Source organism: Mesorhizobium sp. ESP6-5 (assembly GCF_020164695.1).
In the GTDB taxonomy this organism is placed as follows: domain Bacteria; phylum Pseudomonadota; class Alphaproteobacteria; order Rhizobiales; family Rhizobiaceae; genus Mesorhizobium; species Mesorhizobium australicum.
Map to the genome: position 1 here is coordinate 206,148 of NZ_JAIUGR010000007.1, position 26,587 is coordinate 232,734.

Sequence of the window (26,587 nt, forward strand, 5' to 3'; positions counted from 1 at the left end):
CTTGTTTCGATACACATACGCTGGGATAGTTGACCGATAGTGAAACAACTCCGGCCGCTGGAAGAAATATTTTACACCCCGGTGCGATGATGGCTGGAACTGAGTCTGGCACGGATATTCGCTGGGCTGTGTTTCCAGAGGGACGGCCGCGCATTGCGGAATCGAGCGGACTTGAAAGCGCCAGCAGCCATGAAACCTGAAATGCCCACCATCCTGATCCTCGGGACGCGCGGCATTCCAGCGGCCCATGGTGGCTTTGAAACCTTCGCCGAGAGGCTGGCGCTGTTTCTTGCCGGGCGCGGCTGGAAGGTCGGCGTCTATTGCCAGGAGGAGGTCGAGCGGGTCGACCAAAGGGTGCGTGTCGACACCTGGAACGGCATCGATCTCATCCATGTCCAGGTCGCCTCGAAAGGTCCCCGCGCGACGCTGGAATTCGACTGGCAATGTGTGCTCGACGCCGCCCGGCGGCCCGGCATCTGCCTGGTGCTCGGCTATAATGGCGCGGTCTTCCTGACCTGGCTGAGGCTGATGCGGCGCAAGATCATCACCAACATGGACGGCATCGAGTGGCGCCGGCCAAAATGGGGTATGGCTGCGCGCACATGGTTCTGGCTAAACGAATGGATCGGCGCCTGGGCCTCGCACCGCCTGGTCGCCGATCATCCGGTGATCGCGGATCACCTAGCGACGCGCCGGCCGCGCAGCGCCATCGCCACCATCACCTATGGCGCCGACCCGGTGACATCGGCCCCGGAGGCGCCGGTGCGCGCGCTCGGCCTTGAGCCTGGCAACTACCTGATCTCGATCGCGCGCATCGAGCCCGACAACAACATCCTGCCCATGGTCGAGGCCTTCTGCAGCCAGAAGCGCGACATGAAGCTGGTGGTGCTGGGCACGCTTTCCCCCGATATCCCTTACCATGCCGCCGTCCGCAAGGCGGCGAACGCCTCGGTGGTGCTGCCCGGCGCCATCTACGACCAGGCGGCGGTGAAGGCGCTGCGTTTTCACGCGCGCGCCTATCTGCATGGCCACACCGTCGGCGGCACCAACCCGTCGCTGGTCGAGGCGCTGGCCGCCGGCAACATGGTGATCGCTCACGACAACCCCTATAACAGATGGACCGCCGGCGCGGCCGCCATCTATTTCACCGATGCGCGGAGTTGCGCCGAGCGGATGCGGCAGGCGATGGAGGATGACGCGCTGGTCAGGACCTGCGGCGCGGCCGCGAGAGCCCGCGCCAACGAAGCTTTCCGCTGGGACGATGTCCTGCTTGCCTATGAAACCGAAGCTTACCGGCTTCTGGGCGTGAGCGCCGCCGCAGCCCAGCCGGTCGACCGTCCCTCGCCCGGCGCCGTATGACGGGCTGGTCGCGACGGCGGCTGCTGAGGACCGCGCTGTCGACGGCGCTGGTGCCCGCCACGGCAGCACTCTCGTCCGCATCGCCCGCGCTGGCCGCCACCGGCGAATGGCGTTTTCGCCGCGGCGTCAACGCCTGGCCCTGGTTCGCGCTGACGCGTGAGTTTCCCGCGCCGCGCACCGACTATGACTGGCCGCCCTTCCAGCCGCAGCGGCCGGTGCCGACACCGGACGACCTTCGCCGGCTGCGCCGGACCGGGCTCGACTTCGTCCGCCTGCCGGTCGATCCTGGCCCGTTCCTGGCCGCCGATGCCGCCACGCGCGCAAAATTGCTGGCGATGCTGGACGATGCCGTCGCGGCAGTCATCGATGCGGATCTCGGCATCATCGTCAACGTGCAGGCCAACGGCGCCACCCATTACTGGAACCCCGACCGCATGGTCTCCAGCACCGCCGCGCCCGAATTCAGAGCCTATCGCGCGCTTGTCGGCACGCTTGCCAACAGGCTGCAGCGGTTCCCGTCGGGCATGGTGGCGCTGGAACCGGTCAACGAACCGCCGCAATCCTGCTCCTCCAACGTCTGGTCGAACGTCCAGGCGGCCCTCCTGACGGCGGCCAGGGCGTCATCCCAGACGTTGCCGCTGGTCGTCACCGGCGGCTGCGGCTCGATGGTGAGCGGGCTTGCCGCGCTCGATCCGGAACCGCTGGCGGCCTTCGAGCCGATCCTGTTCACCTTCCATTTCTACGAACCTTATCTGTTCAGCCATCAGGGCGCACCCTGGATGCGCGAGCCCGTCTACCGCGCGCTCAACAACGTGCCATGGCCAGCCTCCGCCGGTTCGCTCGAACGGACGCTGGCCTCGGTCAGGGCCCGCATGGCCGGGGACACCGAAACCTCGGAAGCGGACAAACAGGCCGCCTATGCCGAAACCGAACGCGTGCTGAAGGTCTATTTCGACGCCAGGCCAGATCGCTGGTTCGTCGACAAATATATCGGCCAGGCGCGCGATTGGGCCGACAGCCACGGCATCGCCCCGACGCGCGTCATCATGGGCGAATTCGGCGCGCTGCGCACCGACGCCCGCTACGTCGCCGCCCCCAATCCCGACCGCGCCCGCTACATCGCCGATGTCAGGCAGAGCGCCGAGGCATCCGGCTTTCCCTGGGCCTTCTGGGACCTGTTCGACGGCATGGGCATGATGGACGACAAAACCCGCTCGCTCGACCCGGCGATGGTGGATGCACTCGGGTTAAGGATGCCGGAATAACCGCCTTCCAAATGCGGCCGAGTTCCTTGTCGCCGTAGAGCAGCGCTACCTCGGCACCCCTTGTGCGCCCGGACGCCCCGCCACCTTCACCGGCCTGTAAAGCGCCAGCGCGATCACCACGAACTTGGTCATCAGCGTCGTCTTGGACGCCAGGCTTTCGGAGGTGTTGAGCAGGATCAGCCAGCCCAGCATCGGCAGCCAGATGCCGGGATGGCAGCGGCGTGCCACTTCGTGCATGAACAGCGCGAAGCCGAAAAACAACAGCAGGGTGAAGAAGGCGCCCTGATAGAGGAGCAGGCGGATGATCGGGTTCTCGATACCCTGTTCGAGGCCGTTGATGCGGCGCAGGCTTTCGATGAGATCGATGTCGGGCCCCACGATCAAGTCGCGCAGTTCGAAATGCTTGAACAACTCGAACATTTCGACGCGGGCATTGGCGCTGCCGCTGTCGGACACAAAGCGCTCCAGCAGCGCGTCGAAGAAGCCGTAGGAGAACAGCATGACCACCACGACCGGCAGCAGCGAGGCGAGCATGACGGCAAGGGCGGCACCCGGCAGGCTGATGCGTCCTCGCCGCAGATAAGCCACGCCACTGAAAAGCAGATAGATGCCGCCGAGCGCGATCGTCGTCACCATCGCCGAGCGCCCGCCAAATGCGACCAGCGCCGCGCATTGCAGGCCGATCAGCCCGAGCCGCAGCGGCATGGACAGGGATTTCGAACCGGAGAGCAGCGCCAGCACATAGATCGAGGTGATCGTGGCGTTGGACAGCGGATGGCCCTGGAGCGCCGTCGAGCGCAGGTCGTTCATGAACACCTCGCCGTCGAGCCGGTAGGGGAAGACCAGCGTCTTGGTGGCGAACTCGAACAGCGCCAGCAGCGCGTTGACCGTCATCACCGCGTGCACCACGGTTTGCATGCGGGCGAACGTCTTTTCGTCGGCCTCGGCCAGCATCATCACCAGCAGCGCCGCCGCCACGAACGTGTCGATCATGCCGGCCATGCCGGGGCGCTGCCTGACGATGACGACGACCAGCAGCATGATCGACATGACGGCCAGCAGCGCGCTGGCAGGCCGCCTGTCGGCGATGGCCAGCGTATAGCCGACCGGGTTGCCGAACGTGCAGGCGCGCCAAGCAAACATCAGCACGAGCAGATAGGTGGAAGGATGGATCTTGGTCGCCGGATTGCCCGTCAGGCCGTCGTAATTGTAGCCCACCAGCCACAGCATGCCGCCCGAAATGCTGAACAGCAGCGCCACCACCGCGACCAGGCCGTAGCCGGTCACCCAGTCGACGGAATTGCCGGTGCGGGGCGCGGTCGGGGCTTGACCCTGGCCAGCCCAGCCGGCCGCCGGGGTGGCGGACCGGGCGGCGCCCCGGATGGCAGCCATGTCAGGCCGCCTCGTCGACCAGCAAGGCGCCGGTCGGCAACCGCCCCATGACCGAAATGGCTTGCGAGGCCGCCGTGACGTCGCGCATCGGCGTCGCGTTCAGCGTGGCGACGAGCACTATCTCGTCGACCATGGCGACCAGCGGTGAGGCGTTGAGATTGTCGGCCAGCGCGCCGCCATCGACGACGACGAGTTCGAAATTGCGGCTCGCCTGGGCCAGCATATGCTGTGTGAAATAGACGCCCTGCGCCTCGGAAAAAGCAGCCTTCGGCCGACCCTTGCCGAGAAGCGCGACGTTGCTGCCGGGCGCGTATTGGCTGAGCGCTTCGAAGGCGTATTCGCCGCGCAGCACGTCGAGGAGACCTGGCTGCGGCTCCTTCTGGCTGCCGCCGGTATTGTTGGTGTCGATGAATAGGACACGGCTGCCCCTGGCAGCCGCCGCGTTGGCCAGCAGGCGCGCCACCCGGCCCCGCTGCGCGGCGTCCTCTGGCGCCGACGTCACCAGGATCGACGGTACCAGTGGCCAGTTCGGCGGACGCCGGCTGGAGGAGAACAGGCGTCTCAACGCCAGGCCGGCGACGGCGTCCATCTTCTGTCCGGCCGGCGCGGCGGCGCCGCCGAAAGGCCACCAGCGGCGGCGCGCTGCTTTTGCCGGCAGCACGCCCACCACGGGCGCGTCGATGGCCGATTGCATCTGCGCGCTGGAAAGCACCGTCGGCGATGAATATTCCGCGATCAGCGCCATGCCGGTACCGAGCCCCAGCCCGCCGAAGAACGCGCCGAACACCAGCAGCAACAGCGGCGGCCAGCTCTTCTTCAGGGCCGGCATGGCGTCGGAGATGATGCGCGCATTGGTGCTGTCGACATTGACCTGCTCGCGCGTTTCCTGCGCCCGTTGCAGATAAGTGGCATAGACGGAGCGCACCGCCTCGAGATCGCGTTGCAGTTCGCGCAGCTTGACCGAGGCCTGGTCGGTGTCGAGCGACTTGCTCTTCATGCCCGCGACCTTCGCTTCCAGCGCCTGCTGGTTGGCCAGCGCGCGCTCGTAGTCGGTTTCGGCGGCGGCGGCGATACGACCGAGTTCGCGCGCGATGAGCGCGCGCGTGTCGCGCAATTGCTGCTGGGCCGCCATCATCGAAGGATGGCGCGGCCCGAGCTCCGTGCCGAGCTGCGAAACCTGGTCGACAAGTGTCGCCTCCTGCGCCCGCAGGCTCGAAATCACCGCCGAGCGCATCGCTTCCGAGGTCGCGTCCGGCGCGCCGCCGGACCGGCGCAACTGGTCGACCTGCGCCTTCAGCGTCGCGGTGCGGCTCTGCGCGGCGGCGAGCTGCGTGTTGATCTCGGTCAGTTCCTGGTCACTGACCAGATTGCCGGCGGCCATGACCATGTTGTTGGCCGACCTGTAGGCCTCGACCGCATTCTCGGCCCGCTGGACGCGCTTGCGCTGCTCGTCCAGCCGCGCCGTGATCGAGTCGGAAGCATCCGTGGCCATCTTCGCGCGCGCGCTCGCCTGATCCGCCAGGTAGGCCTGCGCGATGGCATTGGCGAGCTTCGCCGCCTTGTCGGCGCTCTTGGCGGTAACGATCACGTCGAGGACCAGCACCTTGTCGGCCCGCTTGACCGCAAGCCGCCGGCGCAGCGCATCGAGCGTCTTGCCCGCCTTGTCGGTTTCGGCCGAGCCCGAGCCCAGCACGCCGCCGAGCAGGCGGCTCAACAACCCGCCCTGCCCGTTGAATTCCGGGTCCTCGGTCAGGTTGGTCGCCGCGATTGCCCTGAGCAGCACGCCGCTCGACTGGACGACGGCAACCTGGCTTTCCACCATGGTGATGCCGCCATCAGGCGGAACGCGGCTCGGATTGACGTCGTTGGTGACCACCTGCAGGTCCTGCGGATCGACGATGATCTCCGCCACCGAGCTGTAAAGCGCCGGCGTGAACAGTCCATACAGCAGCGCCCCGAGGGTCAGCAGCGCGGCGGTGGCGAGGATCAGGAAACGGCGGCGCACCAGAATGCGCTTCAGGTCACCCAGCTCGACGGTCGAGGACGGATAGGACGCGGCCGGCGGTGGCTCCGGCGCATATTGCATCACCTCTGGAGCGTGTTGTTGCGGCAACGAGAGCAGGGATGATTGCAAAGGTCGCTCCGACAACACTCCATGTGCCCCAAAAGCTTAAATTGCGGCTTAAGCTTAGCTATTACTCCAACTGTTAAAACACTGTTAATTATGTTGGGAGCTCTTCTGATTTTTGGCACGGAGTTTGCGTAGCAGAGGCATGGGCCGTGTTGACAGGGCGCAAGCGAGCGGGAAACGAATGGAAATGGAGCAACATCTTCCTCCAGTCCGACCGTCGCCCACCGATCGTGCCTAAAAATCGAACACCGGCCAATACCGAACATCAGAATTCTAGGGGTGCGACATGCAGGTGAGCCTGCGCCTGGACAGCGACTGCCTCCGTGCTTTTCACCTGCTGCTGCTGCAGCGCCTGGCCGCGCTCGCCGAGGTCGCGGTCAGCGTCGACGCACGCCCAGCCGGGAGCGGCATTCCAGGCAGCGTCGCGGCACTGTTCCAGCTTGAAACGGTCATCCATGGCTTGCCCGCGGACGGACTGGCCAAGCGCCTGCCGTTGTCGGCGCTGGCACCCTACCGCACGCAGCCCGCCGCCGCGCCCGACCTCGTGCTCGACCTCTGCGGCGATGTGCGAATGGAAGGAACACGCGTCTGGCATGTGACCTATGACGGCGCCGGCGGCGAAGCGGCCCTGCTGGCGTCGGTGCTCGACGGCCGGACCCCGCGGGCCTGCATCGAGGAGAACGGCGCCGTCGTCGCCGAAGGACGCCTGGGCACCGAATATGGCGGCATCGCGCTCGCCTCGTTCCAGGACATGCTGGCGCGCACGGCAAGCCTGATCCTGGCGGCGGTGACGGGCGCGGCGCGGGGCGCCCTGCCCGCCCTGCCCGAGCCGGAGGACGGCAGGGGGCCGCCATCGCTGCCCTCGGCCGGCAAGCTCGGCGTCAGGGCGGGCAAGGCATTGGCGCGCCGCGTCGTCCAGAAGATCTACCATCTCTGCTACAACGCCCCGCACTGGAAGGTCGGCTGGCGCGAGGCTGGCGGGCGGGATCTGTTCGACCTGCGCGCGCATCCGGCCTCTGGCTGGCGAGAACTGCCCGACGACGGCAGCCGCTTCTACGCCGATCCGTTCCCGATCCTTCATCAGGGACAGGTAACCCTGTTCGTCGAGGACTATATCCACCGCCTGGGCCGAGCCATCATTTCCGCCGTGCCGTTTGGTCCGTCGGGGCCGATCGGCCGTCCGGAGCCGGTCCTCGATCTGCCCTACCACCTCTCCTACCCCTTCGTCTTCGAGCGTGACGGCGAGGTTTGGATGGTTCCCGAAAGCTGCGCCAACCGGACGGTGGATCTCTACCGCGCCACGGCCTTCCCGGGCGGATGGGTCAAGGAAGCGACGCTGCTGTCCGACATCGTCGCCAGCGACGCCACCTTGGTCGAGCATGGCGGCTCGTGGTGGCTGTTCGCCACCGTCCGGGACGGTGAAGGCAGCGCCCGGGACGGCGGCGGCGCCTTCTCGGACGCGCTGCATCTGTGGTCGGCGCCGGACTTTCGCGGCCTCTGGACGCCGCATCCCAGGAATCCGGTGCTGATCGACATCGCCTCGGCGCGGCCGGCCGGACGCATGGTCGAACGCGACGGCCAGTTGCTGCGTCCGGTACAGGACTGCCGCAGGAGCTACGGCGGCGCCCTTGGCATCGCACGCGTCACTCACCTTGATTTGAACGGCATGGAGCAGCGTGTCGAGACGATCTTAACCCCCGGCGCGCTATGGAGTGGGCGTAAGCTGCACACGCTAAACGAGGCGGGCGGCCTGGAGTTCATCGACGGCTCGGCGATCGCGCCGCGCTGGAAAAGAGGTGGCCGTGGTTAACCTAAACGTTTGTTACTACCGGCTACCCGCGTTGGTTGCTTGAGGTTGATTATGGTCCGGAAGATATTTTCCACCACGGATTGTGGAGACGGAAGATGACCAGCATGAAGGGCAGCGATATCACCCCCGCCGACGCTGACCCCATCGAAGTCGACGTGGCGATCGTTGGCGCCGGAATGGCCGGCACCACGCTGGCAACGGTGTTGGCAAATGCCGGCCGCAAGGTGGCACTGATCGATCCGCACCGCGTTCATCACGACGAGTTCCGGGCCGAAAAAATCGGTACCGATCAGATACGGCTGTTCGAGAAGCTCGGCCTCGACAAAACGATCATGCGGCTCGTCACGCCGTTTGACGACATTCATGTCTTCCGCCTTGGCCAGCTGTTCTCGCGTGAGCGCAGGCCCGAATACGCATTTTCCTATGCCGCGTTGATCAACGGGCTGCGCGATGCCCTTCCCCCGCAAGTGCCGATAACGGTCGGCAAGGTCGCCCAGGTCTCGACCGGACCGGACCGGCAGCGCCTCGTGCTGAACGACGGCAGGGTCATCACGGCTCGCCTGCTGGTGGTCGCCACCGGTCACAGCGAAGCGGTGCGGCGCGCCATCGGCGTCGAGCGGGTCGAGCAATCGAAAGCTCATTCGCTGTCGATGGGTTTCGACCTCGCCATTCCGCCGCGCGAATGCGTCTACCAGGCCGTCACCTGCTACGGCAGGCGGGCCAGCGACCGCGTCGCCTACATCACCGTCTTTCCTCTCGGCGACAAGATGCGGGCCAACATGTTCGTCTATCGCACCGTGGCCGAACAATGGACGAGGGACTTTCGGGCCAATCCGCAGAAAATGCTTTGCGAATTGATGCCTGAAATATCGGCGCAATGCGGCAACTTCGCGGTCTCAAGTCCCGTCGAGGTCCGGCAGATCAACCTGACCACGACGCAAGGCCATCGCCGCGACGGGGTCGTCTTCATCGGTGACGCGTTCTGGACGACATGCCCGACGCCGGGCGTCGGCATAGGGCGGGTCATGATCGACGTCGATCAGCTCCATTCCGTTCACATTCCACGCTGGCTGGAAACGCCAGGCATGGCGGCGGACAAGATCGCCGCTTTCTATGACGATCCGGTCAAGCTGGCCTCCGATGAGGCCGGCATGCGTGTGAGTGTCTATGCCAGGCGGATCACCACCGAAACCGGGCTGGAATGGCGCGCGCGGCGCCTGCGCAACAATACGGCACGCAGGCTGATGATCATCGGCCGCAAGGTGCGCCATTTGGGAATGCGGAGGGAGCCGGGCATGGCGTGAGGGGTCTCCCACCCTTCATCGTCATCGTGGTTCTGTCCTGAGGGCCGTACCTCTGACCTGCCTCCACCCCTCCCGGAGAAGGAAACCGCTGGAGCGCTTCACTGGGACAGCGACATCGCGCTCAAAAAGCAGATCCAGTGCCGTTCGGTGGGAACAAGCGGCTTGCCGACAGGTTATTCCCGCAGGAGATCCTGTCATGGTCAAGAATATCGACCGCGCGTTGCAGGATGCTATTCTGGCAATGCGCATTCTTCGCAAATCCATCATTGATCATGGGCATATGGAAGCCATGGCCGAATTTGACGGCTTGATGAGCGTGACCATATCGGAGGCCGAGCGCCAACTCACCAGTTGGCAGACCGGTCATCGCGCCGAGCGATCGGACCACGCAGAATCCTGACGCGATCTCAAAGCTCGGACCCAACGGAACCTTGCCGAACGGCGTTGGTTTCATGGAATGCGACACGCTGCCGGAGGACAAAGTGGCCCGATTGGTCGACAAGCATAAGCTTGAGAGAGCCGATCGCGAGTCGCGGCTCATCCTGGACGCCGAACGGCAGGCCCGCGACGCAAAGACCGAGCGCCTTCGCAAGCAGCGGCTGTCCGCCGAGCCAAGCGGCGAGCGACAGAAGCCCGCACCGCCGAAGCGGCGTGGGTGACGGCCTGCTCGTTCGCAAAGGCAAAAGGCGCGATCGGCGATCGCGCCTTTGTTTCAGCAGGCGAATGCGTTCAGGTCGGCAACCCTGAAGGTCCAGCGAGAGCAGTGACGGCCGAAAGCCGTTCGCGCTTCTGCCAGGTTGGCTTCTCGTATTTCTTCACCAGCCATCTCCCCTTGTTGGAAACCGTAGAGAAGACCGGCTTCGCCGCCAATGTCAATCGTACCAGCACGGCCGTGGTGATTGTTCGAACGCCTGCGCCGGGTGAATTGGTCTACCGTGCTTTCAAATCCGCCGGCACGGGATAGATTTAGGATCGAGAAAGCGCCACAAGCCGCTTGGGAGGACCTTGCCAATGTCAGACACCGCCTTGCCACTGGTGATCAGCGCGCCCGAGCCGCGCACGCTCGAACTGATCTTCACGCCGCCGCAGCTGGCGCGCCTCAAGGCGCATTATCGCATCGTCGAGACGACGCCCGACGGCGTGGCGCGGCTGCCGGCCCAGGTGCTGGCCGAGGCCCGCTACATCGTCGGCCAGCCGCCAATCTCGCCGCGGACGCTTGAAGCGATGAAGGCGCTGCGCTGCGTCTTCAACGTCGAGAGCAACCTCCTCGACAACATGCCCTACGAAACACTGTTCGCACGCGGCATCCATGTCGTCACGACGGGCCTGGTCTTCGCCGAGCCGGTAGCCGAGCTCGGCCTGGCCATGGCGCTCAACCTTGCCCGCGGCATCGTCGATGCCGATCTTGCTTTCCGCAAAGGCGAGGAACTGTGGGGCGGCGACGGCAACCAGACGGCGCGGCTGCTTTCAGGAGCCGATGTCGGCATCATCGGCTTTGGCGATCTCGGCCGCGCCCTCAACCGCCTGCTGTCGGGCTTCCGCACCCACACGAAGGTGTTCGACCCCTGGCTGCCGCCGTCGATCCTGAGGGAAAACGGCGTCGAGCCGGCCTCGCTGGACGAGGTGCTGTCATCAAGCGACTTCGTCTTCGTCGTCGCCTCAGTAACCTCCGAGAACCAGGGGTTTCTGGGCGCCGATGCTTTTGGCAGGATGCGCAAGGGAGCCGCCTTCATCCTGCTCAGCCGTGCCGGCGTGGTCGATTTCCCCGCCTTGATGGCGGCTGTGAAGAGCGGCCACATCCTTGCCGCCAGCGATGTCTTTCCCGAGGAGCCGCTGGCAGTCGACCATCCCGTGCGCGCGCTGCCCGGCTTCCTGCGCTCCGCCCATCGCGCCGGCGCCCTCGACATCGCCTTCAAACGCATGGGCGACATGGTGCTGGAGGACATGGACCTGATCGACCGTGGCCTGCCGCCGCTGCGCTCCAAACGCGCCGAGCGCGAGACGGTGTCGAGGATGCGTTCGAAGCCGTCCGACAGGAATTGAGCAACCGCGCGGGTGTGCTCAACCGCATAGGCGGGTTTTGTACCAAACCGTACGCTGAATCCCCTTTGAGATGCACCTTCGGAGGCGTAAAAAACAACCTCAGGGAGGTAGCGATGGTTGGAAGCCATATAGACGTGGCGCGGGCAGCTATCGAAGCCAGCTTCCTGCTACGACATCGTTCCATTGCTGGAAACATCGCCTTTCGCCGCGAAATGGACCATTCCAGGCGCGCGATCGCGCAATCGCGCGAGCTTCTGAAACAGCTTCGCCAACGCCAACGCGATGACAACGGTCAAGCCTGGGAAGCTACAGACCCGGTTCCCGTTGCCGTCTCAGCGTTCGATGCCGACATTCTGCGCGCTGTGTTTCGAGATCTGGTCTCGCAAGCGAACGTGCCCGAGTGTCAATGGCGCGACTTGGCCAAAAGCCTGGTTCACGAGTTTACCGGCTGCGATCTGGTCGAAACCGGCTTGATAGAATGGCTCATTCACAAATAGTGACCCGCAAAGGCCCGTGAGCCCGTCTCCCAGAGATGCCCGCGCTTCCTGATGGAACGATCGCGCCGCCGGCTGGTTTTGCAAATGGCCGGGCGGTGGGAAGCCCGGCGTACTCGGAAGGCCCGTCACGAGTCGCGTCGGTGGCGGGCCTTTCCATGTCCAGCAGCGATATTGGCCGAAGGTCCCATTCGTGGCCGTGCAGTGGGCGCTCTTCTCCGAACCGGTCCTGGTCGGCCAGGCCTTCGTGACCGGAGCGGGGCCGGCCTGCCTGCCGGTCATCATGCGCCAGCAAGTCGGCAGGATCAGCTTGCGCCACGCGATGCGGATGTGCGGCGTCGTCAGCCTCGATGACACGCGCCTCGACCAGCTTGTGGCCAGCCTCGCGCGCGAACGCTAGAGTGGTCGGGGCCAATGACGATTTGGCCGGGCCAGCAAGAGGATCGCGATGCTCAACACGGTCGACTATGGCGGCAAGGAAGCCGATATCGTCCATGCGCTGGAGGAAGACATCATCTTTGGCCGGCTGGCGCCCGGCACGCGGCTGGTCGAGGACGTGCTGCTGGCCCGCTTCCCGGTCTCGCGCCACACCATCCGCCAGGCCCTTTACCAGCTGGAAAGGCTTGGCGTCGCCACGCGCGAGCGCAACAAGGGCGCCACGGTGCGCCGGCTCGCCCCCGAGGAAGTGCGCCAGATCTACGAGGTGCGCGAGATGCTGCAGCGCCAGGCCGCGCTGATGATCCGGCTGCCGGCGAGCGAGGCGCTGATCGCCGAGCTGATCGAGATCCACCGCGTCTACAGCACCCATGTCGACGCCGGCTACCTCAGAGGCATCCATGAGGCCAACGACCGCTTCCACCTCACCATGTTCTCGGCCTGCGGCAACGCCTATCTCGTGTCCTCGATCGAGCACTATATGCGCCTCAGCCTGCCGGTGCGGGCGAATTCGCTGGCCGACCGGGACAAGCTCGAAATCTCGCGCCAGCATCATCTGATGATGATCGAGGCGCTGAAACGCAGCGACAATTGGGTGCTGGCGCAGCTCTGCGTCGACCACCTGCAGCCGAGCAAGGCGTTTTATCTCAGGGAGGTCGAGATGAGACCGGTGGGCCGCGACGCCGGCCAAGGATGATGATGGGCAGCGCCGGGGACAGGTGACGCGCTGCCGCGCCATTCTATCTGACCTTGATGACGACCTTGCCTTTTGCCCGTCCGGTCCCGACATAGGTCAATGCTTCGTTGGTCTGTTCGAATGGGAAGACCCGATCGACGACGGGGCGTACGGCGCCGGATTCGATGAGCGACGTGATCTTGCCCAGCTGGTCGCCCTGCGCCCACATGAACAGGAACGAATAGTCGACACCGGCGCGTTTTGCCTTGCGGCGTATGCCACGGCTCAGCAGGCCCACGATCAGCCTCAGGACGATATTGAGGCCTTGTTTCCTGGCAAAATCGGAATCCGGGGGACCGGAGATGGAGATCAGCTTGCCGCTCGGCTTCAGAACGCGCAGCGATTTTTCGAGCGTCTTGGCGTCCTGGCTGTTCAGGACAACGTCGTAGCCCTGCAGGACGTTTTCGAAATCATCCTTCTTGTAATCGACGACGATATCGGCGCCGAGACTTTTGACCAGATCGGTGCTCGCCGCGCTCGCTGTTGTCGCGACCGTCGCGCCGAGATGCTTCGCCAGCTGGATGGCGAAGGTCCCCACCCCGCCGGAACCGGCCTGAATGAAGACTTTCTGCCCCTTCCTCAGTTTGGCTTTCTCGACCAGCACCTGCCAGGCAGTCAGGCCGACGAGCGGGATCGAGGCGGCCTCTTCCATGCTGAGGTTTTTTGGCTTCAGGGCCACGTCGGCTTCGTTCATGGCTATGGATTGCGCGAATGTCCCGATCCGGCCATCGCGCGGCCGGGCATAGACTTCGTCGCCTGGCTTGAAGCCGCGGACTTTCGATCCGACCCGCACGACGATCCCTGCCACGTCGTGGCCCAGAATGAAGGGCGGGCGATAGGGCAGGATGGGTTTGAACTCTCCGTCCCGGACCTTGGCATCCAGGAGGTTCACGGCGGCGGCATGGATCTCGACCAGGACATCATCGTCCCGCGGATCCGGCTCTGGCATTTCGGCCAGCCGCAGGGCGCCCTTCTTCTGATATTTGTCGACGACAAAGGCTTTCATCATGGTCACTTTCTGAAAATCGTTTGCTCAGGCAGGCAAGCGGAACTGCTTGCGCAAGGTCTTGTCGAACATCCCGGCGGGCGCGAAGCGACGCAGCAGGCTGACCTGCCGGGCCGCCTTGCCCGCGGTGTAGCGCCGGCGCGGCTGGCTGGCGGTCGCCGCTTTGACGACCACATCCGCCACCACTTCCGGCCGATCGGCTTTGGGCATCACATCGGCAAGCAACGCCTTGAAGCCGGCTCGCGCCCGATCGTATTCCTTCAGCACGGAATCCGGTTCTATTCCATTCTGGTCGAAGACGGTGCGCACGAATGCCGGCTCGATGACCGAGACGCGAATATTGAAAGCACGAATCTCATGATCGAGCGATTCCGAATAACCTTCGAGCGCGTGCTTGACCGCGGAGTAATGCGCCGAATATGGCGCGGGTACCAATCCCAGGATCGAGCCGATATTTATGATGCGTCCTACGCCCTGCCGCCGCATCGACGGCAACACCGCATTGGTCACGCGCATGACGCCGAACAGATTGACGTCGAACAGCGCCTGCACCTGCGAGATCGAGGATTCTTCGGCTCCTCCAAACATGCCGACGCCGGCATTGTTGACCAGCAGATCGATGCGGCCGGTCTGCGCGTGTATGGTTGAAACGAGTGCATCGATGGCCTTGTCGTCGGTCACATCGCAAACCAGCATGGTTACTCCGTTCGGGCTGTCGCCGAGCTTGCGGCGGCTTGTACCGAACACGGTAAATCCCGCTCGCGCCAGCGCTTCCGCGCTGGCGCGGCCGATGCCCGAGGAGGCTCCCGTGACGAGCGCGGTCTTTCCCGAATTCCTGTTCATTTGGTGCTCCAAAATCATGAGGGCTAGCTTTTTCGCCTCGTTAGAATTATGCTCGTAATATCACATTACACTCATAATGCAATAGAAGAAAGGAATCGCAGCCATGCGCTATGAAAAAGGCCGGAAGGACGCCTCGCGCAGCCGGATCATGGAGGTTGCCGCCAACCGTTTTCGCGGTGACGGTATCGCCGCGTCCGGGCTCGCAACCATCATGAAAGACGCCGGCCTGACCAACGGGGCCTTCTATCCGCACTTTCAATCCAAGGCGGCGCTTGTCCGTGAAACCGTGGCAGCGGCCTTGGAGGATCAGTCGGACCAGATCCGCGAAGCTTTGGCTGCCGGCGGCCTGGATATGGCCATCGACGCTTATCTGTCGACGGCACACCGGGACAATCCGGGACAGGGCTGCGCGTCCGCCGCATTGCTGCCGGAGATCGCACGCGAGCCTTCCGAAACACGTCAACTCTATACCGAGCGCTTGCTGACCCAGGTGCGCCAGGTGGCGGCGGAACTGCCGCCGCGGACCCGGAATCGGGAAAGCGTTGCGCTGGGCATCTTTGCGACCCTTATCGGCGCCCTTCAGATGGCCCGCGCCGTGGACGGAACGGAACTCTCGGAACGCATCCTGGCGGCAGGGGCAGACGCGGCGCGCACGCTGATCCAGCGGGATAGCGAGGCTTCCTCCTAGGTTCGAGCGAAGTTGTAGGCTCAGACGAAGTCTGCAAGGTGCCGGCAAGCTGGGTTTCGTAGCAGAGGCGCTTGACGGTCGCTGGGCGCTGAAACTTTCCGCAAGCCGGCCTCGTTGCTGCGCAATCGCTTCCTGAGGCGATGACAAGTCCCTCCAATCAATGCCTCGCTGGCTGCGCCCGCGAGGCCTTTTTTGTGCGGCGACAAGGCCGTCCTGCCGGAACCCGGAACCATCCGCGAGCCGCGAAGTTGTCCAGACGACCTGAAGCCTGGTCGTCCAGCGTCAACGGCGATGAGCAGCAGCGGGGAAGATTGCTCAAAACCAAGCAGTCGCCTGGAGCCGTGGCTCGCGTTCCAAATATTGCAAATATTTGGAAGGTTAGACAGAACACATTTTGGTGGAATTAGGGAATCTTGGTCTGATAAACCGGAACTTTCGGGCAACCTGTTTCGTTATAACCTTGATCGTTGCTTCGACGATCACAAAGCAACAGGGAAGGATCCAGTCATGAACATCAAGATGATCTGTCTTGGCGCGATGGCGCTTTCGATGGCCACCGGTTCGGCTCTCGCGGGAGGCAGCACGGGAACATCCGCTCTCGACGATCCTGCCAAGATGAAGCCGTTCTACACGGACTCAGGCATGAAGAAGATGGTCGGCAATGATGACTTCGTCAAAGCCTGGAAGGCCCTCACGCCCGAGGACCAGACCGCCATGAAGACCGCCTGCGCCGACGAGGCCAAGAACGCCAACCCGACCAACACGCATCCGGAGTTCTGCAGCAGCGTGAAATTGAACGGCGGCAGTTGATAACGCGCCGCAGCCGTGAAAACAGCCCCGTTCGCGGGGCTGTTTTCGTGACCGCCGTGCTTTGCCCTGCCGCTACTCATTCGGCCCCCACTCCAAGTGCCTGACCCCACGAGTTTTTGCCTCGATCAACACATTTCCCGCTTTTTTCAAGAAGAGGAAAAAACAGCGTCCTTGCTCTGGCCATGTTGCACTGCGAAATATATGCTGCATTGCAATATCGGCTACCCGGCCGGACAGGTGACGGCTGGGCGCAAACGAAGGAGCTGTCGTGGCGGCATCGTTTCGGCCTGACATACAGGGCTTGCGCGCGCTGGCGGTTGGCGGCGTCGTCGCCTACCATTTTGGCCTCACGGCGCTGCCTGGCGGCTTTGCCGGGGTCGACATCTTCTTTGTCATTTCCGGCTGGCTGATCACCACGCATCTGATGCAGGAGATCACCGAGACCGGCCGGCTCGACCTCTGGCGCTTCTATGCCAGGCGCGCACGGCGCCTTCTGCCGGCCGCCATCTTCGTCATCCTGATCACGCTCGCCATCGGCACCTTCATCATGGCGCCGCAGGAACAGGCGCTCTATTCGCGCGGCGCCATGTATGCCGCGGCCTATACCATCAATCTGTGGCTGCTGCGCTGGTCGTTCGACTATTTCGCCGCCGATGCCTTGAGCAACCCCTTCATCCACTTCTGGTCGCTGTCGGTGGAGGAGCAGTTCTATCTCGTCTGGCCGGCACTGCTTGTCTTCGCCGCCTGGCTGCATCGGGGCCGGCGGATGACGGTGGTCGTGATCGGTACCGTCGGCCTCGCCTCCTTCGCGGCGTGCCTCTGGCTCACCAGTCTCTCGCCGGCCTGGGCTTTCTATTTCTCGCCGCTGCGGGCCTGGGAATTCGCCGCCGGCGGCCTGGCGACCTTTGCCGCGCCAATCTTGTGGCGGCATCAATCCTGGCTGCGGGCGGCACAGGGATGGTTGGGCTTGGCGCTAATCGCCGTCGCCTATCTCTGTTTGAGCGAAGACCTGCCCTTCCCCGGCTGGTACGCGCTGCTGCCAGTTGCCGGCTCCGTGCTGGTGCTGTTGAACGGCGCCGGCGAGCAGGGCGATGCCCCGGCCAGGACTCGCTGGCGGGCCTTGGCGCCCGCCGCCATGCTCTCGCTGCCGCCCTTGCAGTGGGTCGGCACGCTCTCCTATTCGCTCTATCTCTGGCATTGGCCCGTCATCGTCTATGCCACCATGCTGCAGCCCGACCTCGGCGTGGCGCAGCGCATCGGCTGCGCCGTGCTGGCGCTGGCGCTGTCGGCGGCCACCTACCGGCTGATCGAAAACCCCGCGCGGCGCGGCGACTGGCTGGCGGCGACAGCCAGAGCCTTTCGCTTCGACGCCAGCCCGGCCGCAGGACCGCTTCGGCTTTTCCCCGGGCTTGCCCTCGCCCCGGCCCTCGTGCTGACCGCCGCCGGCGTGGCTGCGGCCTACGCCAACGCGCATCTGGCCACGCGCAACATCGACCCCACCCAGCGCGGCATCGAAGAGGCCGCCGAACAGCCGTCCATCGCGCGCGCCGTCGACAAGGACTGCCTGCTCGATTTTCACACGGTGGAGCCGAAACCTTGCACCTTCGGGCCGGCCGACGCCGCCCACACCATCGTGCTGTTCGGCGATTCGCATGCCGACCACTGGTCGACGCCGCTGGTCGAGGCAGCAAAACGCAACGACACCAAAGTGATCACCTACCTCAAATCCTCGTGCCGCGCTTCACGCCTGTCGACCTTCAACGCCGTGCTCAAGCGCGACTACACCGAATGCGACGCCTGGCGCGAACAGGCGATTTCAGACATTATCCGCAGCAAGCCGCGCCTGGTGGTGATCTCGGAGTTCTCGATCGGCAATCTGACACGCGACATGTCCGCCGCCAGCCGCAAGGCCGAGATAGCTCGCTGGCAGGCTGGCCTGCGCTCCACCTTGGAGGCCTTCAGCCAGGCGGGCGTCGAGGCCGCCGTCATCCGCGACACGCCGATCGGCGACAGCTTCGCGAACGCCTGCGTCGCCCGCGCGCTGTGGTGGCGCGAGGCGCCGTCGCTGTGCGACACGCCGAGGGCCGAGGCCGCCAATGACGACGTGGCCGCCGCCGAGCGCGCGGTGGTGAAAAGCATCCCCGACACGCTCTATGTCGACCTCACCGACCGCTTCTGCGGCCCGACCGAATGCCACGTCTTCATCGACGGCAAGCTCGCCTTCCGCGACAGGCATCATCTGGCGACGGCCTTTGCTGAGACATTGGCAGGACCGCTGGAAAAGGCGCTGTTTTAGAGGGTTCCTTTCCCCTTGTGGGAAAAGGAAGCGCGCCCGCTTACTCGGCCCCGTTGCATCCAGGGGAAATGGACGGCGGCGGCCAAGGTTCAAAACGCCCCTCACCATGCTGACAGGTATGGCCAGGGCGGCATCGCCCGACAGGTCCTTTGCCGCCACGGCACCAGCTCTAACCGTCGATTCACCGATTTATGGGAACAGGGCCGCGGCTGCAGCGTTTATTAGGCACACCTTAAGAAGGAGGTTGTCATGAAAAAGCTCTTGCTTGCATCCGTGATCGCGGTCGCTTCGGCGATGGCGGTGATCGCTCCGGCAAATGCCGCCAGCATCACGCTCGGCATCGGGAACGGCTATGATGACGACTACTACGTTCCCAGACATCGCGACTATTACCGTCACTACTCCGACGATAGCGACTATTACGGTGGCTACTCCGATGATGGTGCCTATTACCGCCGTCACCACTATCGTTATGGCGTGTACGACGACGGCTACCGGCCGCGCTATTACGGCATGTACCATCGCCGCTGCCACACCGAGCTGGTGAAGCATTGGCGCCACCACCACCGTGTAATCGAGAGAGTGCGGGTCTGCGGCTACTGACCTTGGGATTTGGCCCGGCCGGCGTTAGCCGGCCGGATCAATATTGCCGTCCGGCTTGCGTAAAACACCAGCATCTGCCGGCGCGCCCGCATCGTCGGGGTTGAACTAACCCTAACGCCCCATCATCATCCCATAGTGCACGGCCAGCAGGTCGAGCCCTACCTTCAACAGCCTTGTCACCACGTCGCGGCCTTCGCCATCCTGTTCGGCCACGGTCTTCACCGGCTGTTCCAGGCAGACGACCTTCCGCACGATTGCCGCCACGTCCCAATGCCCGAGCGCCCGTGTCGCGGCGGCGTGCGTGCGGCCGGCGTTGAGCACGCTGTCGGCGATGCCGCCGCCGATGCGGCCGCCGTCGACGCGCTCCGTCCAGCGCATCGGCTTGATATCGGCCTGCTGGCTGCACCGGAAGTGCTCGCGGTAGCGCATGCCGGCCTCGCGCTGTTGGCGGGTCAGCGAGGTGATGCCTAGCAGCGGGTCGACATTGCGCACCCGCACGATGCCGCCGGTGGAAGTGTGGCCGTCATTCGACACCTCGTAGACGCGCCGCGCCTCGGCCGTGCCCGGTGTCAGCCGCTTGCGGCCGAAGGCATCGTCCTTCAGCGCGAAATCATGGCCGACCTCGCGACGGATGCGCACCTGCTCGGCCTCGCCTCTCGGCAGTTTCGGCGCTTGCGGCCTGGCGGCCTTGGTTTTTTTGGGCATGGGTGGCTCCTTGGTTGTGTTCGAGTGGTGGCCAATTCTCAGTCGGCTCTGGCGTGGCCGACGGCGTCCCCCTCTCCGTCCCGGCTTCGCCGGGCCGCCTCTCCCCCGCTTCGCACAGGCGAGGAAACCAGGCCGGCGCCCCTCCGCGCCAGCAACTCCCGCATCACCCGCCGCTCGCGCACTTCGATGCAGAGCTGCGCGCTCGAAGGGCAGAACTGCGCGTTGCAACTCCTCACCTCGCCGCGCACGAAGCGCTGGATGGCGGCCTGCAGGTCGCCCAGTTCGGCATCCCTGATCGCGCCGAGGTAGCCGCGCAGTTGCATCTCGACGTCAGTCAGGGCGGATTGCGGGAAGCAGGAGAACATTGCCGCCAGCGCCTTCGTTGCCTGCTGCAGTTCGGCCGTGGTCATATCCGCGGATCTCCTCGATGATGGCGTTGGCGGCGTCCCCGTGGGTTTTCGGCCTGGTCCAGCCCGGCGGCTTTTTGAGCCGGCCCGGTCTTTCGCGCCCTTCGCGCGCTGAAAAAGCCGAAGCTTTTTCCATCTGGTTTCTGGACTCTGGAGAATGCCGCGTCAAAACATCGGCATTTGCTTGGGTATGCGCCTTTGTTTTCAAGGCGGTGGCGGCTCCGCCGCGCGCGCCGGCGGCCGCTCTCGCCTCGCTCTTGAGCCGCGCCTTGCGCAGCTCCTTCGTCAGTCTCTTGTGTCCGATCTCGTCGCCCTCGCGCTCGAAGAAGGCGAGCAGCTCGGCACTGATCGCGCGCCATCGCTTCAACGGCAGGCGCGCCACGCGCGCCAGCCTCGCGTCATCATCGGGCAGGCTTCCCCCGGCGTTCCACATCGCCATCAGCAGCAGCATGTAGGCGCCGATCTGCTCGGTCGAGAGTTGCAGCGTGTCGCCGATGAAATCGGAGACGTAGAGCTGCATGAAGGGCCGTTCGCTCATGCCGCGCACCACCTCGTTCTTACAGCCGCGCTAATGGAACCCGCCGCCGGTCCGGACGTTGTGACGCGTCCATGCCCAAGGGGAGGATTGCCCATGACGGCTTTCATGCCGGTGACCCTGCGTTTCTGCGACAACAAGACCATGCTGGTCGGCTCGGTGGCCGATGCGGCGACAGCGCTTCGTCACCAATGGCCCGACAAAACCGCGCCGGGCTATCTCGAGGCGGCGCGGCTCGTCCGGCTCGCGGTCGAGGGCACTTGCTGTCCGCGCCCCGCCTTCGAGGCCTTCCGCGAGGCGGCCAGGCAACAAGGCATATTGGTGGCCAAGCCAAGAAGCCGCGCGCATGAGTGGCTCGACGCGGCGGCGAGCCCCTGAGACGGCCGCGATGCAACCGGCGGCAGGCCTGGTGCGTTTATGAGCGTCGGCTCGAAAGCCGCGCCCGGACCGAAGGTGAATGCCGTGGGTACGATGAAGACCGGAGTGCCGCTCAAAGTCTCCCTGGACGGTCATGTCGAGGAGATCGAGACTGTCAGCGAGGCTGCCGATTTCCTGCAGCGCTGGCCGATCGAGCGGCGGGGCCACGTCTATCGCAGCGCCCTCAACGCCTGCAGCGCCGCCATCGCGGCGCAGATCTCGCAATCCGATGCGATGAAAGTGTTCACCGGCTTTGCCCGGGTTGCCGGCATTCTGGTTGCCGGCGGCGGCCCGGCGACGATGCTGGAGCGACGGGCGGTGCAGCCGCCCAAACAAGGGCGCCAGATGCCGAAATAGCGGTGCGGCGCGATAGGCGTTCACGGTAATTCTCCCGGTATTGGCGGCGATCGAAACTGGTGACGGCGGCGTGAGAAGCGCCTTTTCCTCCATTCAACGGGGAGAAGGGACCGAGCTTCACCCGGCTTCGCAAACAGGGCGGTGAAAGCGCGCCTGATGGTAGCCGCAGTAGCTTTTCAACGCCGTGGTGCGCATGCCGCAGCACAGCATGTCCTGGCCGGGCCGTCCGCCGGGCTGACCATTTTTAGCATCTTCCTCCGGCGCTGGGTCGAGCGGAGCACGGCAGCGGGTGAACAGGCAATCGATGAAGCGCATGGCCACGCCATGCGGCTGCCGGCCGATAGGACCGCGCGGCGACGCCGGCACCTTGAAGCGGTAGGTTTGCCCATCAGCGATCAGCACGCCCGCCTCGCGTTGGAAAAGCCGTGGCCGGACGGGCGAAGGGGCCTGCTTCGGCCGCACGGCCGGTGTGCTCCCCGGCTGCGGGATGGCGCCGGCACGGCTCGTTGGAGGTTCCGCCTTGGCGGCTCGGCTCGCCGCCTTGGCCATCGCCGTGCCGGCTGCCGACGGGCCCTTGCCATTGGCGAAGCCGATCGCGCCCAGCATGGCATTGCGATGGACGATGCCGATAATGGCGTTGCGCGATACTGGGCTGCCGCGCTGTGCGCTGAACGCCGCCGCGATCCTGGAGGCCGAAAGCCCATCCCCGAGCCAGGCGGCAATCGCCTGCAATTCGCTGTCACTGTAGCTTGCCATGTCCGTCTCCATTGCGCGGCCAGCGGCCGCCGTGGACGGCGCCGTCAGGCAAGCGTCGGTTTGCCCGCGGCCGTCATGGGCGCTGTCGGGCCTGGTCGGCCTGTCGGCCGCTGGGATTGCTGTGGACGAGCCGGCTCTCAGCCTCGCCGGGCGACCTGCGGCGAGGCGCGCAAGCCGCGCCCGCGCCAGGTCTCTATCGGGGGGCCGAACCAGCCCTGCCCGTCATCGGCTCGTACAGGATCTACGGTGCCGTTCTGCGTGCGACAGGCAACACCCGCGGCCGGGTCGAATGGGGGGCCGGAGCCGCGGGGAGCGGCGGCTCCGGCCGTTCCGGCCGCCGGGAACGGGCGGACCGGACGCAAGGCCGATGCACCAAGGCAATCGGCTTCGCGCTTCGCCCCGGCCGGGGAGGAGGCGGCCGGGGCGGAAGGGAGAGGGCAGGCCGGCAAGGCCGGTCTGGAGGTGCTGTCGACTCTGAGAGGGTTGAGCTTTTGCATGAGTTGATATAAGCATAACTCAAAAAATGATGCAAGCCATTCTTTCATGGACGAAAGCGGGACTTGCCGGTCACATGAGGCCATGGTGAAAACGCAACTGTCGATCAGGGTCGGGGCCGCGATCCGCCAGGCACGCAAGCAGCGTGGCCTGGTCATGCGCCACATCGCCGAGCACAACGACACCGATGTCGCCGCCGTCGGCAACTGGGAAACCGGGCGCAACCTGCCCAAGACCGAAAACTTGCTGAAGACCGCCGCCTTCCTGCGCGTCGACCCCGTGGCGCTGGGCCAAGGGCAGGTCGTCTTCCTCGACGATGCCGGCCCGGTGGCGGACGCCGAGATCGTCACCGACGCCGGCCCGCTGCCGGCCGGAGCGATGGACATTCCGGTGCTGGGCGCCGCCGTCGGCGGCGACGACGGCGACTTCACCTTCAACGGCGAGCCGGCAGGATACGTGCAGCGTCCGCCAGGGGTCCGCAACCTGCCGAGAGTATTCGCGCTCCATGTCCTCTCGGATTCCATGGTGCCGCGCTACGAACCCGGCGACATGATCTATTGCGGCGGCCGCGATGCGGTGCCGGGCGACCATGTGGTGATCGAGACCTTTCCCGACGAGAACGAGAAGAACGGCAAGGCCTTCATCAAGAAACTGGTCCGGCGCACGGCGGGTGAGCTGGTGGTCGAGCAGTACAATCCGCCCAAGACGCTGACCTTCAATCGCTACGCCATCAAGCACGTCTGGCGGGTGATTCCGCTGAAGGAACTGCTGGGATACTAGGCCGGGCCTGCGTACCGCGGGCTATCGCCCGCGAGCCACGATAGCATTCAACATCAGGGACAACACCGTGACGATCTGCAAGCCTTTCACGCAGGGCGAGACGTTGCCCTCTTCGACGAAGACGACGTCTGCTGACGACTTGGCCAGCCGGCGCCCTCAAGCCCGCCTCGACCCCTCCAGCGGCACGTCGCGGCCGCTCAGCATGCGCGCTTCCGAGCGCACGCGCTGGCGCTCGTCGATGAAAGCGGCCTGGATCGAGATCGCCGTGCCAGGCAGCCCGTCGGCCCGGCAGGCCGAGCAGACAATGCGGCCCGACAGCGCGGCCAGCGGCGTGCTCCCATTCACACCGAAGCGCTTCAACTGATCGGGCCGCCACCACCTGTTGCGGCCGCAATCGGCGCACTCGACCGACAGCGAGGCGACCTGCGCGATCACTGCTTCCCTGCCTGGCAACGCCATCACTTCTTCGTCCTTTTGTTCGTGCTTTGTTCCTATCTTCCCGTGTTTCGAAGCAGGAGTCGAGTCGCAGTTTCCAAACTCCTCCAAAAGTCTCCCTTCTATGTATGTTTGAGTTATGCTTATATAACACTTGCAAATGTGAGTCGGCGCGGGATCACCTCGCGCCAGATCCGGGAGCAAGAATGGATGCCGCCGATTTCGCCCGCGCCTGCGGCTACACCGGCGACAGTCCCGCCTTGCTCGAAGCCTTCGAGGCGATCCGCCGCACCGGCATCGCGCAGGCCCGCCTGGATCATTTCAGGCGCAAGGCCGTCATCGACGAGTTGAAGCAGGCGGAGCCGCTGTTCCTGGCCGCGATCGACCCGGCGCTGTCGGCGCACGAAGCCGTCGAGGATGCAGCCCGTTTCATCGCCGGCTGGCGCAACATGCCGCGCTGGCGCCAGGAACGGCGCCTGGCCGACCTTGCCAGGGCGAAGCAGCAGCGGCTCGTGGCGCGCTTCTTCCGCCGTTTCGGCCATCGTCTTTGGGCACTTGAAGCAGCCTGAGGCCCGAGCACGGCTGGACCGAGCCATTTGCGGGTTTCAATCCCTGATTTTTCTTTCTAGATTGCGCCTGGGGTGCCTGTTCGTTCGACGCACATAATTTGGAATGTTCAAGACTGCCCGCTCAAAAGTTCAGACCTGGATAACGGCCGGCGCGGGAACCATTGCCGCCTTGTTCGTCGCCGGCCTGATGGGGGCATTCGGCGCCCTGCCCGCCCATGATCCACCACAATTGCCGCCAGACGCCGTCATCGAGGCCGGCCGCTGGCGCCTGCAGCCGGTGCGCGCCTATGTCGGCCATGCCAGGGTCCACGGCGTGCCGCTGAAGCCGGGCCAGAAGGCGCTGGTGCTGGAAGTCGACATGACCAACCACACCGCGCAATCCGATAAGGGCTATTTCAACGTCTTCGCGCCGGACGGCGTCATCCTGTCCGATCCCGTGCCGATGATCGTGTTGACACGCGATCCCACGATGACGCCGGAACTGCATCCCGGCATGACCGAGCGCATGGCCTATGTCTGGCCGCTTGCCGGGGACGCCGCCGTGCCGGCAAGCCTCGCCTTCGGCGTCACCGCCGAGATCTTCAAGCCGCGCGACAATCTCTATGGCACACCAGGCTGGTACAACCCCTACCGGCTCGGCACCGTCACCTTGCCGGTCGCCGACCTGCCGGCGGCCGGGCAGTCGCAGAGTGGGCAGTCTCAGAGTGGGCAGCCGGAAAGCGGCCCATGAGGATACGCGTGCTTGGCAATCTCGCGATCCTTTGCGCCACCGTGGTGCTGAGCTACGGCATGCAGATGACGAAGCCGCATTATGCCGACCTCACCGCACCTATCCCCATCGATGGTTCGATGCATGACACGGTGGGCGCGCGCAGCTTCGCTGTCAGCTTGGACAAGGTGATCTTCGCGCGCCAGCTCAAGACTAATCAGTTCGGCCAGGAAAAGCTTTTGACGACCAGCGGCCTATGGGCGGTGGTAACAACAAACCTCACCGCGACCAGCACCTCCACGGCGGTCGCCGACGGCATCTGGCAAGGCCCGACCGGGCTGCGTTATCACCAGACGGAGCGGCTGGGCTACCGCCCCGACATGCCGCCGCACGGCGTCGATCCGGGCCTGGACAAGCGTAGCCTGTTCGTTTTCGAGGTACCACCGGACCAGATCCGCGGCGCCAGGCTGCTGATATCGGCGCGCCAGTTCGGCCCGCTCGACGGGCAGGCCCGCATCAGCCTCGACGCGCTGCCGACCGGCGCTGACGGCCAGCCGGCCGACATCCTGCCGGAATTCGACCTCGACGCGGCGCCGGGCCTGACACCGCAGGACAAGACACCGCAGGGCAAGACATGAGCGCCGTTTCGACAGACACCCCGACCGTGGACCGGCAATCCGAGCGACGATGGCGCCGGCGCGGCTTGATGGCGCTCGCCATCCTGCTGCCGCTGACACTGGCCGAGACCAGCCATGACAGCGTCCGCGAATGGCTGCATGGCGAGGACCTTATCGCCAGGGATGTCGAGTTCGGCCAATCCGTGCCGTTCGGCGGCAGCGGCTGGAAACTGGCCGATTTGCGCGGCGGCAAGGCCGGCCGCCTGCCCAACCACGCCTACGCCGTCATCGCTACCTTCACCGTGACCATTGGCGACCCAGACCTGCAGAAACAATGGCTGGGCTGCAAACTTATGCTGACCGATGCCGCCGGGCGCCGATGGCTGCCCGATTTCATCAGCGGCGTCAGCCTGCCCGACGGCGTGATGAATTGCGCTTCGGCCATCTTCTCCGGCGCCAAAAAAGGCGATGTCATCACCGTCGGCGACACCTTCATCGTGCCCGAGGACGCGGTGAAAACCATTCGCCCCGCCGTCGGGCTGGGCAGCGAACGGCCGTGGTATCTGCGTTTCCAGCGGCCGCCGAAGTGA

General features: G+C 64.9%; 31 protein-coding genes. 22 read left to right on the forward strand and 9 right to left on the reverse strand.

The window, feature by feature from the left end; all coding sequences use genetic code 11:
- Positions 1–189 precede the first annotated feature (189 nt).
- A complete protein-coding gene (locus LB524_RS13865) occupies positions 190–1,359 on the forward strand; it encodes a DUF1972 domain-containing protein (protein ID WP_224527247.1) in 1,170 nt (389 codons plus the stop codon).
- Positions 1,356–2,624, forward strand: coding sequence for a glycoside hydrolase family 5 protein (locus tag LB524_RS13870; RefSeq protein ID WP_224527250.1), 1,269 nt, complete (start codon positions 1,356–1,358; stop codon positions 2,622–2,624). Before LB524_RS13865 ends, LB524_RS13870 begins: the two co-directional genes overlap by 4 nt.
- Before the next feature lie 45 nt (positions 2,625–2,669).
- Here the strand turns inward: LB524_RS13870 and LB524_RS13875 are convergent, their stop codons facing one another.
- Positions 2,670–4,016, reverse strand: coding sequence for a VpsF family polysaccharide biosynthesis protein (locus LB524_RS13875; protein ID WP_181173016.1), 1,347 nt, complete (start codon positions 4,014–4,016; stop codon positions 2,670–2,672).
- Position 4,017: 1 nt separating this feature from the next.
- Positions 4,018–6,150, reverse strand: a complete 2,133-nt coding sequence (locus tag LB524_RS13880; RefSeq protein ID WP_224527255.1) for a GumC family protein — start codon at positions 6,148–6,150, stop codon at positions 4,018–4,020.
- Positions 6,151–6,433: 283 nt separating this feature from the next.
- Here LB524_RS13880 and LB524_RS13885 point away from each other — a divergent pair, with 283 nt between their 5' ends.
- From LB524_RS13885 to LB524_RS13925, 9 genes are all read left to right on the forward strand, one after another.
- Positions 6,434–7,957: a formyl transferase gene (locus tag LB524_RS13885; protein ID WP_224527258.1), complete on the forward strand. Its 1,524-nt coding sequence runs from the start codon at positions 6,434–6,436 to the stop codon at positions 7,955–7,957.
- A 95-nt stretch (positions 7,958–8,052) separates the two neighbouring features.
- A complete protein-coding gene (locus tag LB524_RS13890; protein ID WP_224527261.1) occupies positions 8,053–9,261 on the forward strand; it encodes an FAD-dependent monooxygenase in 1,209 nt (402 codons plus the stop codon).
- Between the two features lie 196 nt (positions 9,262–9,457).
- Complete coding sequence (locus LB524_RS13895; protein ID WP_140617918.1) at positions 9,458–9,661, forward strand: hypothetical protein; 204 nt, start codon at positions 9,458–9,460, stop codon at positions 9,659–9,661.
- Between the two features lie 52 nt (positions 9,662–9,713).
- Entirely contained in the window at positions 9,714–9,920 is a 207-nt protein-coding gene (locus tag LB524_RS13900) for a hypothetical protein (RefSeq protein ID WP_041163398.1), read from the forward strand.
- Positions 9,917–10,225: a hypothetical protein gene (locus LB524_RS13905; RefSeq protein ID WP_224527264.1), complete on the forward strand. Its 309-nt coding sequence runs from the start codon at positions 9,917–9,919 to the stop codon at positions 10,223–10,225. The genes LB524_RS13900 and LB524_RS13905 overlap by 4 nt, the downstream gene beginning before the upstream one ends.
- A 47-nt stretch (positions 10,226–10,272) precedes the next feature.
- The gene (locus LB524_RS13910) at positions 10,273–11,304 is read left to right on the forward strand and encodes a hydroxyacid dehydrogenase (protein ID WP_224527266.1); all 1,032 of its coding nucleotides are present in this window, start codon (positions 10,273–10,275) and stop codon (positions 11,302–11,304) included.
- Positions 11,305–11,417: 113 nt separating this feature from the next.
- Positions 11,418–11,801 (forward strand): hypothetical protein, encoded by a 384-nt coding sequence (locus LB524_RS13915; protein ID WP_224527269.1) that lies wholly within the window; start codon positions 11,418–11,420, stop codon positions 11,799–11,801.
- 190 nt (positions 11,802–11,991) lie between these two features.
- Complete coding sequence (locus LB524_RS13920; protein WP_224527272.1) at positions 11,992–12,198, forward strand: hypothetical protein; 207 nt, start codon at positions 11,992–11,994, stop codon at positions 12,196–12,198.
- Between the two features lie 48 nt (positions 12,199–12,246).
- Entirely contained in the window at positions 12,247–12,930 is a 684-nt protein-coding gene (locus LB524_RS13925) for a GntR family transcriptional regulator (RefSeq protein WP_224527275.1), read from the forward strand.
- A gap of 43 nt (positions 12,931–12,973) precedes the next feature.
- On the opposite strand, the gene LB524_RS13930 is transcribed toward LB524_RS13925, so the two are convergent.
- Together LB524_RS13930 and LB524_RS13935 are read right to left on the reverse strand one after the other, a co-directional pair.
- Complete coding sequence (locus tag LB524_RS13930; protein ID WP_224527509.1) at positions 12,974–13,975, reverse strand: NADP-dependent oxidoreductase; 1,002 nt, start codon at positions 13,973–13,975, stop codon at positions 12,974–12,976.
- A gap of 27 nt (positions 13,976–14,002) precedes the next feature.
- Positions 14,003–14,818 (reverse strand): oxidoreductase, encoded by an 816-nt coding sequence (locus LB524_RS13935; protein WP_015316827.1) that lies wholly within the window; start codon positions 14,816–14,818, stop codon positions 14,003–14,005.
- 103 nt (positions 14,819–14,921) lie between these two features.
- On the opposite strand from LB524_RS13935, the gene LB524_RS13940 reads away from it, so the two are divergent.
- The 4 genes from LB524_RS13940 to LB524_RS13955 all read left to right on the forward strand — a co-directional run bounded on the left by LB524_RS13940 (position 14,922) and on the right by LB524_RS13955 (position 19,215).
- A complete protein-coding gene (locus LB524_RS13940) occupies positions 14,922–15,506 on the forward strand; it encodes a TetR/AcrR family transcriptional regulator (protein WP_140663505.1) in 585 nt (194 codons plus the stop codon).
- Between the two features lie 507 nt (positions 15,507–16,013).
- Complete coding sequence (locus LB524_RS13945) at positions 16,014–16,316, forward strand: hypothetical protein (protein ID WP_015316825.1); 303 nt, start codon at positions 16,014–16,016, stop codon at positions 16,314–16,316.
- Positions 16,317–16,584: 268 nt separating this feature from the next.
- Positions 16,585–18,612 (forward strand): acyltransferase family protein, encoded by a 2,028-nt coding sequence (locus tag LB524_RS13950; RefSeq protein WP_224527277.1) that lies wholly within the window; start codon positions 16,585–16,587, stop codon positions 18,610–18,612.
- Between the two features lie 261 nt (positions 18,613–18,873).
- Positions 18,874–19,215 (forward strand): hypothetical protein, encoded by a 342-nt coding sequence (locus LB524_RS13955; protein ID WP_318012225.1) that lies wholly within the window; start codon positions 18,874–18,876, stop codon positions 19,213–19,215.
- Positions 19,216–19,326: 111 nt separating this feature from the next.
- Here LB524_RS13955 and LB524_RS13960 read toward each other — a convergent pair whose 3' ends face one another.
- The 3 genes from LB524_RS13960 to LB524_RS13970 are packed head-to-tail and all read right to left on the reverse strand — an operon-like array spanning position 19,327 to position 20,847.
- Positions 19,327–19,920 (reverse strand): DUF6456 domain-containing protein, encoded by a 594-nt coding sequence (locus tag LB524_RS13960; RefSeq protein ID WP_224527282.1) that lies wholly within the window; start codon positions 19,918–19,920, stop codon positions 19,327–19,329.
- Positions 19,921–19,958: 38 nt separating this feature from the next.
- Complete coding sequence (locus LB524_RS13965; RefSeq protein ID WP_140876472.1) at positions 19,959–20,330, reverse strand: hypothetical protein; 372 nt, start codon at positions 20,328–20,330, stop codon at positions 19,959–19,961.
- Positions 20,251–20,847, reverse strand: coding sequence for a YdaU family protein (locus LB524_RS13970; RefSeq protein WP_263486588.1), 597 nt, complete (start codon positions 20,845–20,847; stop codon positions 20,251–20,253). Before LB524_RS13970 ends, LB524_RS13965 begins: the two co-directional genes overlap by 80 nt.
- A 111-nt stretch (positions 20,848–20,958) precedes the next feature.
- Between LB524_RS13970 and LB524_RS13975 the strand changes: the two genes are divergently transcribed.
- Together LB524_RS13975 and LB524_RS13980 are read left to right on the forward strand one after the other, a co-directional pair.
- Positions 20,959–21,240, forward strand: coding sequence for a DUF982 domain-containing protein (locus tag LB524_RS13975; RefSeq protein ID WP_140617911.1), 282 nt, complete (start codon positions 20,959–20,961; stop codon positions 21,238–21,240).
- Between the two features lie 39 nt (positions 21,241–21,279).
- The gene (locus LB524_RS13980) at positions 21,280–21,636 is read left to right on the forward strand and encodes a DUF982 domain-containing protein (protein ID WP_140663513.1); all 357 of its coding nucleotides are present in this window, start codon (positions 21,280–21,282) and stop codon (positions 21,634–21,636) included.
- 117 nt (positions 21,637–21,753) lie between these two features.
- Here the strand turns inward: LB524_RS13980 and LB524_RS13985 are convergent, their stop codons facing one another.
- On the reverse strand, positions 21,754–22,392 hold the full coding sequence (locus LB524_RS13985; RefSeq protein ID WP_224527285.1) for a GcrA family cell cycle regulator: 639 nt from the start codon (positions 22,390–22,392) through the stop codon (positions 21,754–21,756).
- A 579-nt stretch (positions 22,393–22,971) separates the two neighbouring features.
- Here LB524_RS13985 and LB524_RS13990 point away from each other — a divergent pair.
- Positions 22,972–23,667, forward strand: coding sequence for an XRE family transcriptional regulator (locus LB524_RS13990; protein WP_181166485.1), 696 nt, complete (start codon positions 22,972–22,974; stop codon positions 23,665–23,667).
- Positions 23,668–23,823: 156 nt separating this feature from the next.
- On the opposite strand, the gene LB524_RS13995 is transcribed toward LB524_RS13990, so the two are convergent.
- A complete protein-coding gene (locus LB524_RS13995) occupies positions 23,824–24,126 on the reverse strand; it encodes a hypothetical protein (RefSeq protein WP_015316815.1) in 303 nt (100 codons plus the stop codon).
- 182 nt (positions 24,127–24,308) lie between these two features.
- Between LB524_RS13995 and LB524_RS14000 the strand changes: the two genes are divergently transcribed.
- From LB524_RS14000 to LB524_RS14015, 4 genes are all read left to right on the forward strand, one after another.
- A complete protein-coding gene (locus LB524_RS14000) occupies positions 24,309–24,671 on the forward strand; it encodes a hypothetical protein (protein WP_015316814.1) in 363 nt (120 codons plus the stop codon).
- Between the two features lie 103 nt (positions 24,672–24,774).
- Positions 24,775–25,401: a hypothetical protein gene (locus tag LB524_RS14005; RefSeq protein WP_224527288.1), complete on the forward strand. Its 627-nt coding sequence runs from the start codon at positions 24,775–24,777 to the stop codon at positions 25,399–25,401.
- Entirely contained in the window at positions 25,398–26,018 is a 621-nt protein-coding gene (locus LB524_RS14010) for a hypothetical protein (protein ID WP_224527291.1), read from the forward strand. Before LB524_RS14005 ends, LB524_RS14010 begins: the two co-directional genes overlap by 4 nt.
- Positions 26,015–26,587: a hypothetical protein gene (locus LB524_RS14015; RefSeq protein ID WP_140663523.1), complete on the forward strand. Its 573-nt coding sequence runs from the start codon at positions 26,015–26,017 to the stop codon at positions 26,585–26,587. Before LB524_RS14010 ends, LB524_RS14015 begins: the two co-directional genes overlap by 4 nt.

What these genes read in the sequence shown, in the direction of transcription:
- LB524_RS13865 (WP_224527247.1), top strand. Translation starts at nt 190, where the DNA reads ATGAAACCTGAAATGCCCACCATCCTGATCCTCGGGACGCGCGGCATT.
- LB524_RS13870 (WP_224527250.1), top strand. Translation starts at nt 1,356, where the DNA reads ATGACGGGCTGGTCGCGACGGCGGCTGCTGAGGACCGCGCTGTCGACG.
- LB524_RS13875 (WP_181173016.1), bottom strand. Translation starts at nt 4,016, where the DNA reads ATGGCTGCCATCCGGGGCGCCGCCCGGTCCGCCACCCCGGCGGCCGGC.
- LB524_RS13885 (WP_224527258.1), top strand. Translation starts at nt 6,434, where the DNA reads ATGCAGGTGAGCCTGCGCCTGGACAGCGACTGCCTCCGTGCTTTTCAC.
- LB524_RS13890 (WP_224527261.1), top strand. Translation starts at nt 8,053, where the DNA reads ATGACCAGCATGAAGGGCAGCGATATCACCCCCGCCGACGCTGACCCC.
- LB524_RS13895 (WP_140617918.1), top strand. Translation starts at nt 9,458, where the DNA reads ATGGTCAAGAATATCGACCGCGCGTTGCAGGATGCTATTCTGGCAATG.
- LB524_RS13900 (WP_041163398.1), top strand. Translation starts at nt 9,714, where the DNA reads ATGGAATGCGACACGCTGCCGGAGGACAAAGTGGCCCGATTGGTCGAC.
- LB524_RS13910 (WP_224527266.1), top strand. Translation starts at nt 10,273, where the DNA reads ATGTCAGACACCGCCTTGCCACTGGTGATCAGCGCGCCCGAGCCGCGC.
- LB524_RS13915 (WP_224527269.1), top strand. Translation starts at nt 11,418, where the DNA reads ATGGTTGGAAGCCATATAGACGTGGCGCGGGCAGCTATCGAAGCCAGC.
- LB524_RS13925 (WP_224527275.1), top strand. Translation starts at nt 12,247, where the DNA reads ATGCTCAACACGGTCGACTATGGCGGCAAGGAAGCCGATATCGTCCAT.
- LB524_RS13930 (WP_224527509.1), bottom strand. Translation starts at nt 13,975, where the DNA reads ATGAAAGCCTTTGTCGTCGACAAATATCAGAAGAAGGGCGCCCTGCGG.
- LB524_RS13935 (WP_015316827.1), bottom strand. Translation starts at nt 14,818, where the DNA reads ATGAACAGGAATTCGGGAAAGACCGCGCTCGTCACGGGAGCCTCCTCG.
- LB524_RS13940 (WP_140663505.1), top strand. Translation starts at nt 14,922, where the DNA reads ATGCGCTATGAAAAAGGCCGGAAGGACGCCTCGCGCAGCCGGATCATG.
- LB524_RS13945 (WP_015316825.1), top strand. Translation starts at nt 16,014, where the DNA reads ATGAACATCAAGATGATCTGTCTTGGCGCGATGGCGCTTTCGATGGCC.
- LB524_RS13960 (WP_224527282.1), bottom strand. Translation starts at nt 19,920, where the DNA reads ATGCCCAAAAAAACCAAGGCCGCCAGGCCGCAAGCGCCGAAACTGCCG.
- LB524_RS13965 (WP_140876472.1), bottom strand. Translation starts at nt 20,330, where the DNA reads ATGACCACGGCCGAACTGCAGCAGGCAACGAAGGCGCTGGCGGCAATG.
- LB524_RS13970 (WP_263486588.1), bottom strand. Translation starts at nt 20,847, where the DNA reads ATGCAGCTCTACGTCTCCGATTTCATCGGCGACACGCTGCAACTCTCG.
- LB524_RS13975 (WP_140617911.1), top strand. Translation starts at nt 20,959, where the DNA reads ATGACGGCTTTCATGCCGGTGACCCTGCGTTTCTGCGACAACAAGACC.
- LB524_RS13980 (WP_140663513.1), top strand. Translation starts at nt 21,280, where the DNA reads ATGAGCGTCGGCTCGAAAGCCGCGCCCGGACCGAAGGTGAATGCCGTG.
- LB524_RS13985 (WP_224527285.1), bottom strand. Translation starts at nt 22,392, where the DNA reads ATGGCAAGCTACAGTGACAGCGAATTGCAGGCGATTGCCGCCTGGCTC.
- LB524_RS13990 (WP_181166485.1), top strand. Translation starts at nt 22,972, where the DNA reads ATGGTGAAAACGCAACTGTCGATCAGGGTCGGGGCCGCGATCCGCCAG.
- LB524_RS13995 (WP_015316815.1), bottom strand. Translation starts at nt 24,126, where the DNA reads ATGGCGTTGCCAGGCAGGGAAGCAGTGATCGCGCAGGTCGCCTCGCTG.
- LB524_RS14000 (WP_015316814.1), top strand. Translation starts at nt 24,309, where the DNA reads ATGGATGCCGCCGATTTCGCCCGCGCCTGCGGCTACACCGGCGACAGT.
- LB524_RS14005 (WP_224527288.1), top strand. Translation starts at nt 24,775, where the DNA reads ATGTTCAAGACTGCCCGCTCAAAAGTTCAGACCTGGATAACGGCCGGC.
- LB524_RS14010 (WP_224527291.1), top strand. Translation starts at nt 25,398, where the DNA reads ATGAGGATACGCGTGCTTGGCAATCTCGCGATCCTTTGCGCCACCGTG.
- LB524_RS14015 (WP_140663523.1), top strand. Translation starts at nt 26,015, where the DNA reads ATGAGCGCCGTTTCGACAGACACCCCGACCGTGGACCGGCAATCCGAG.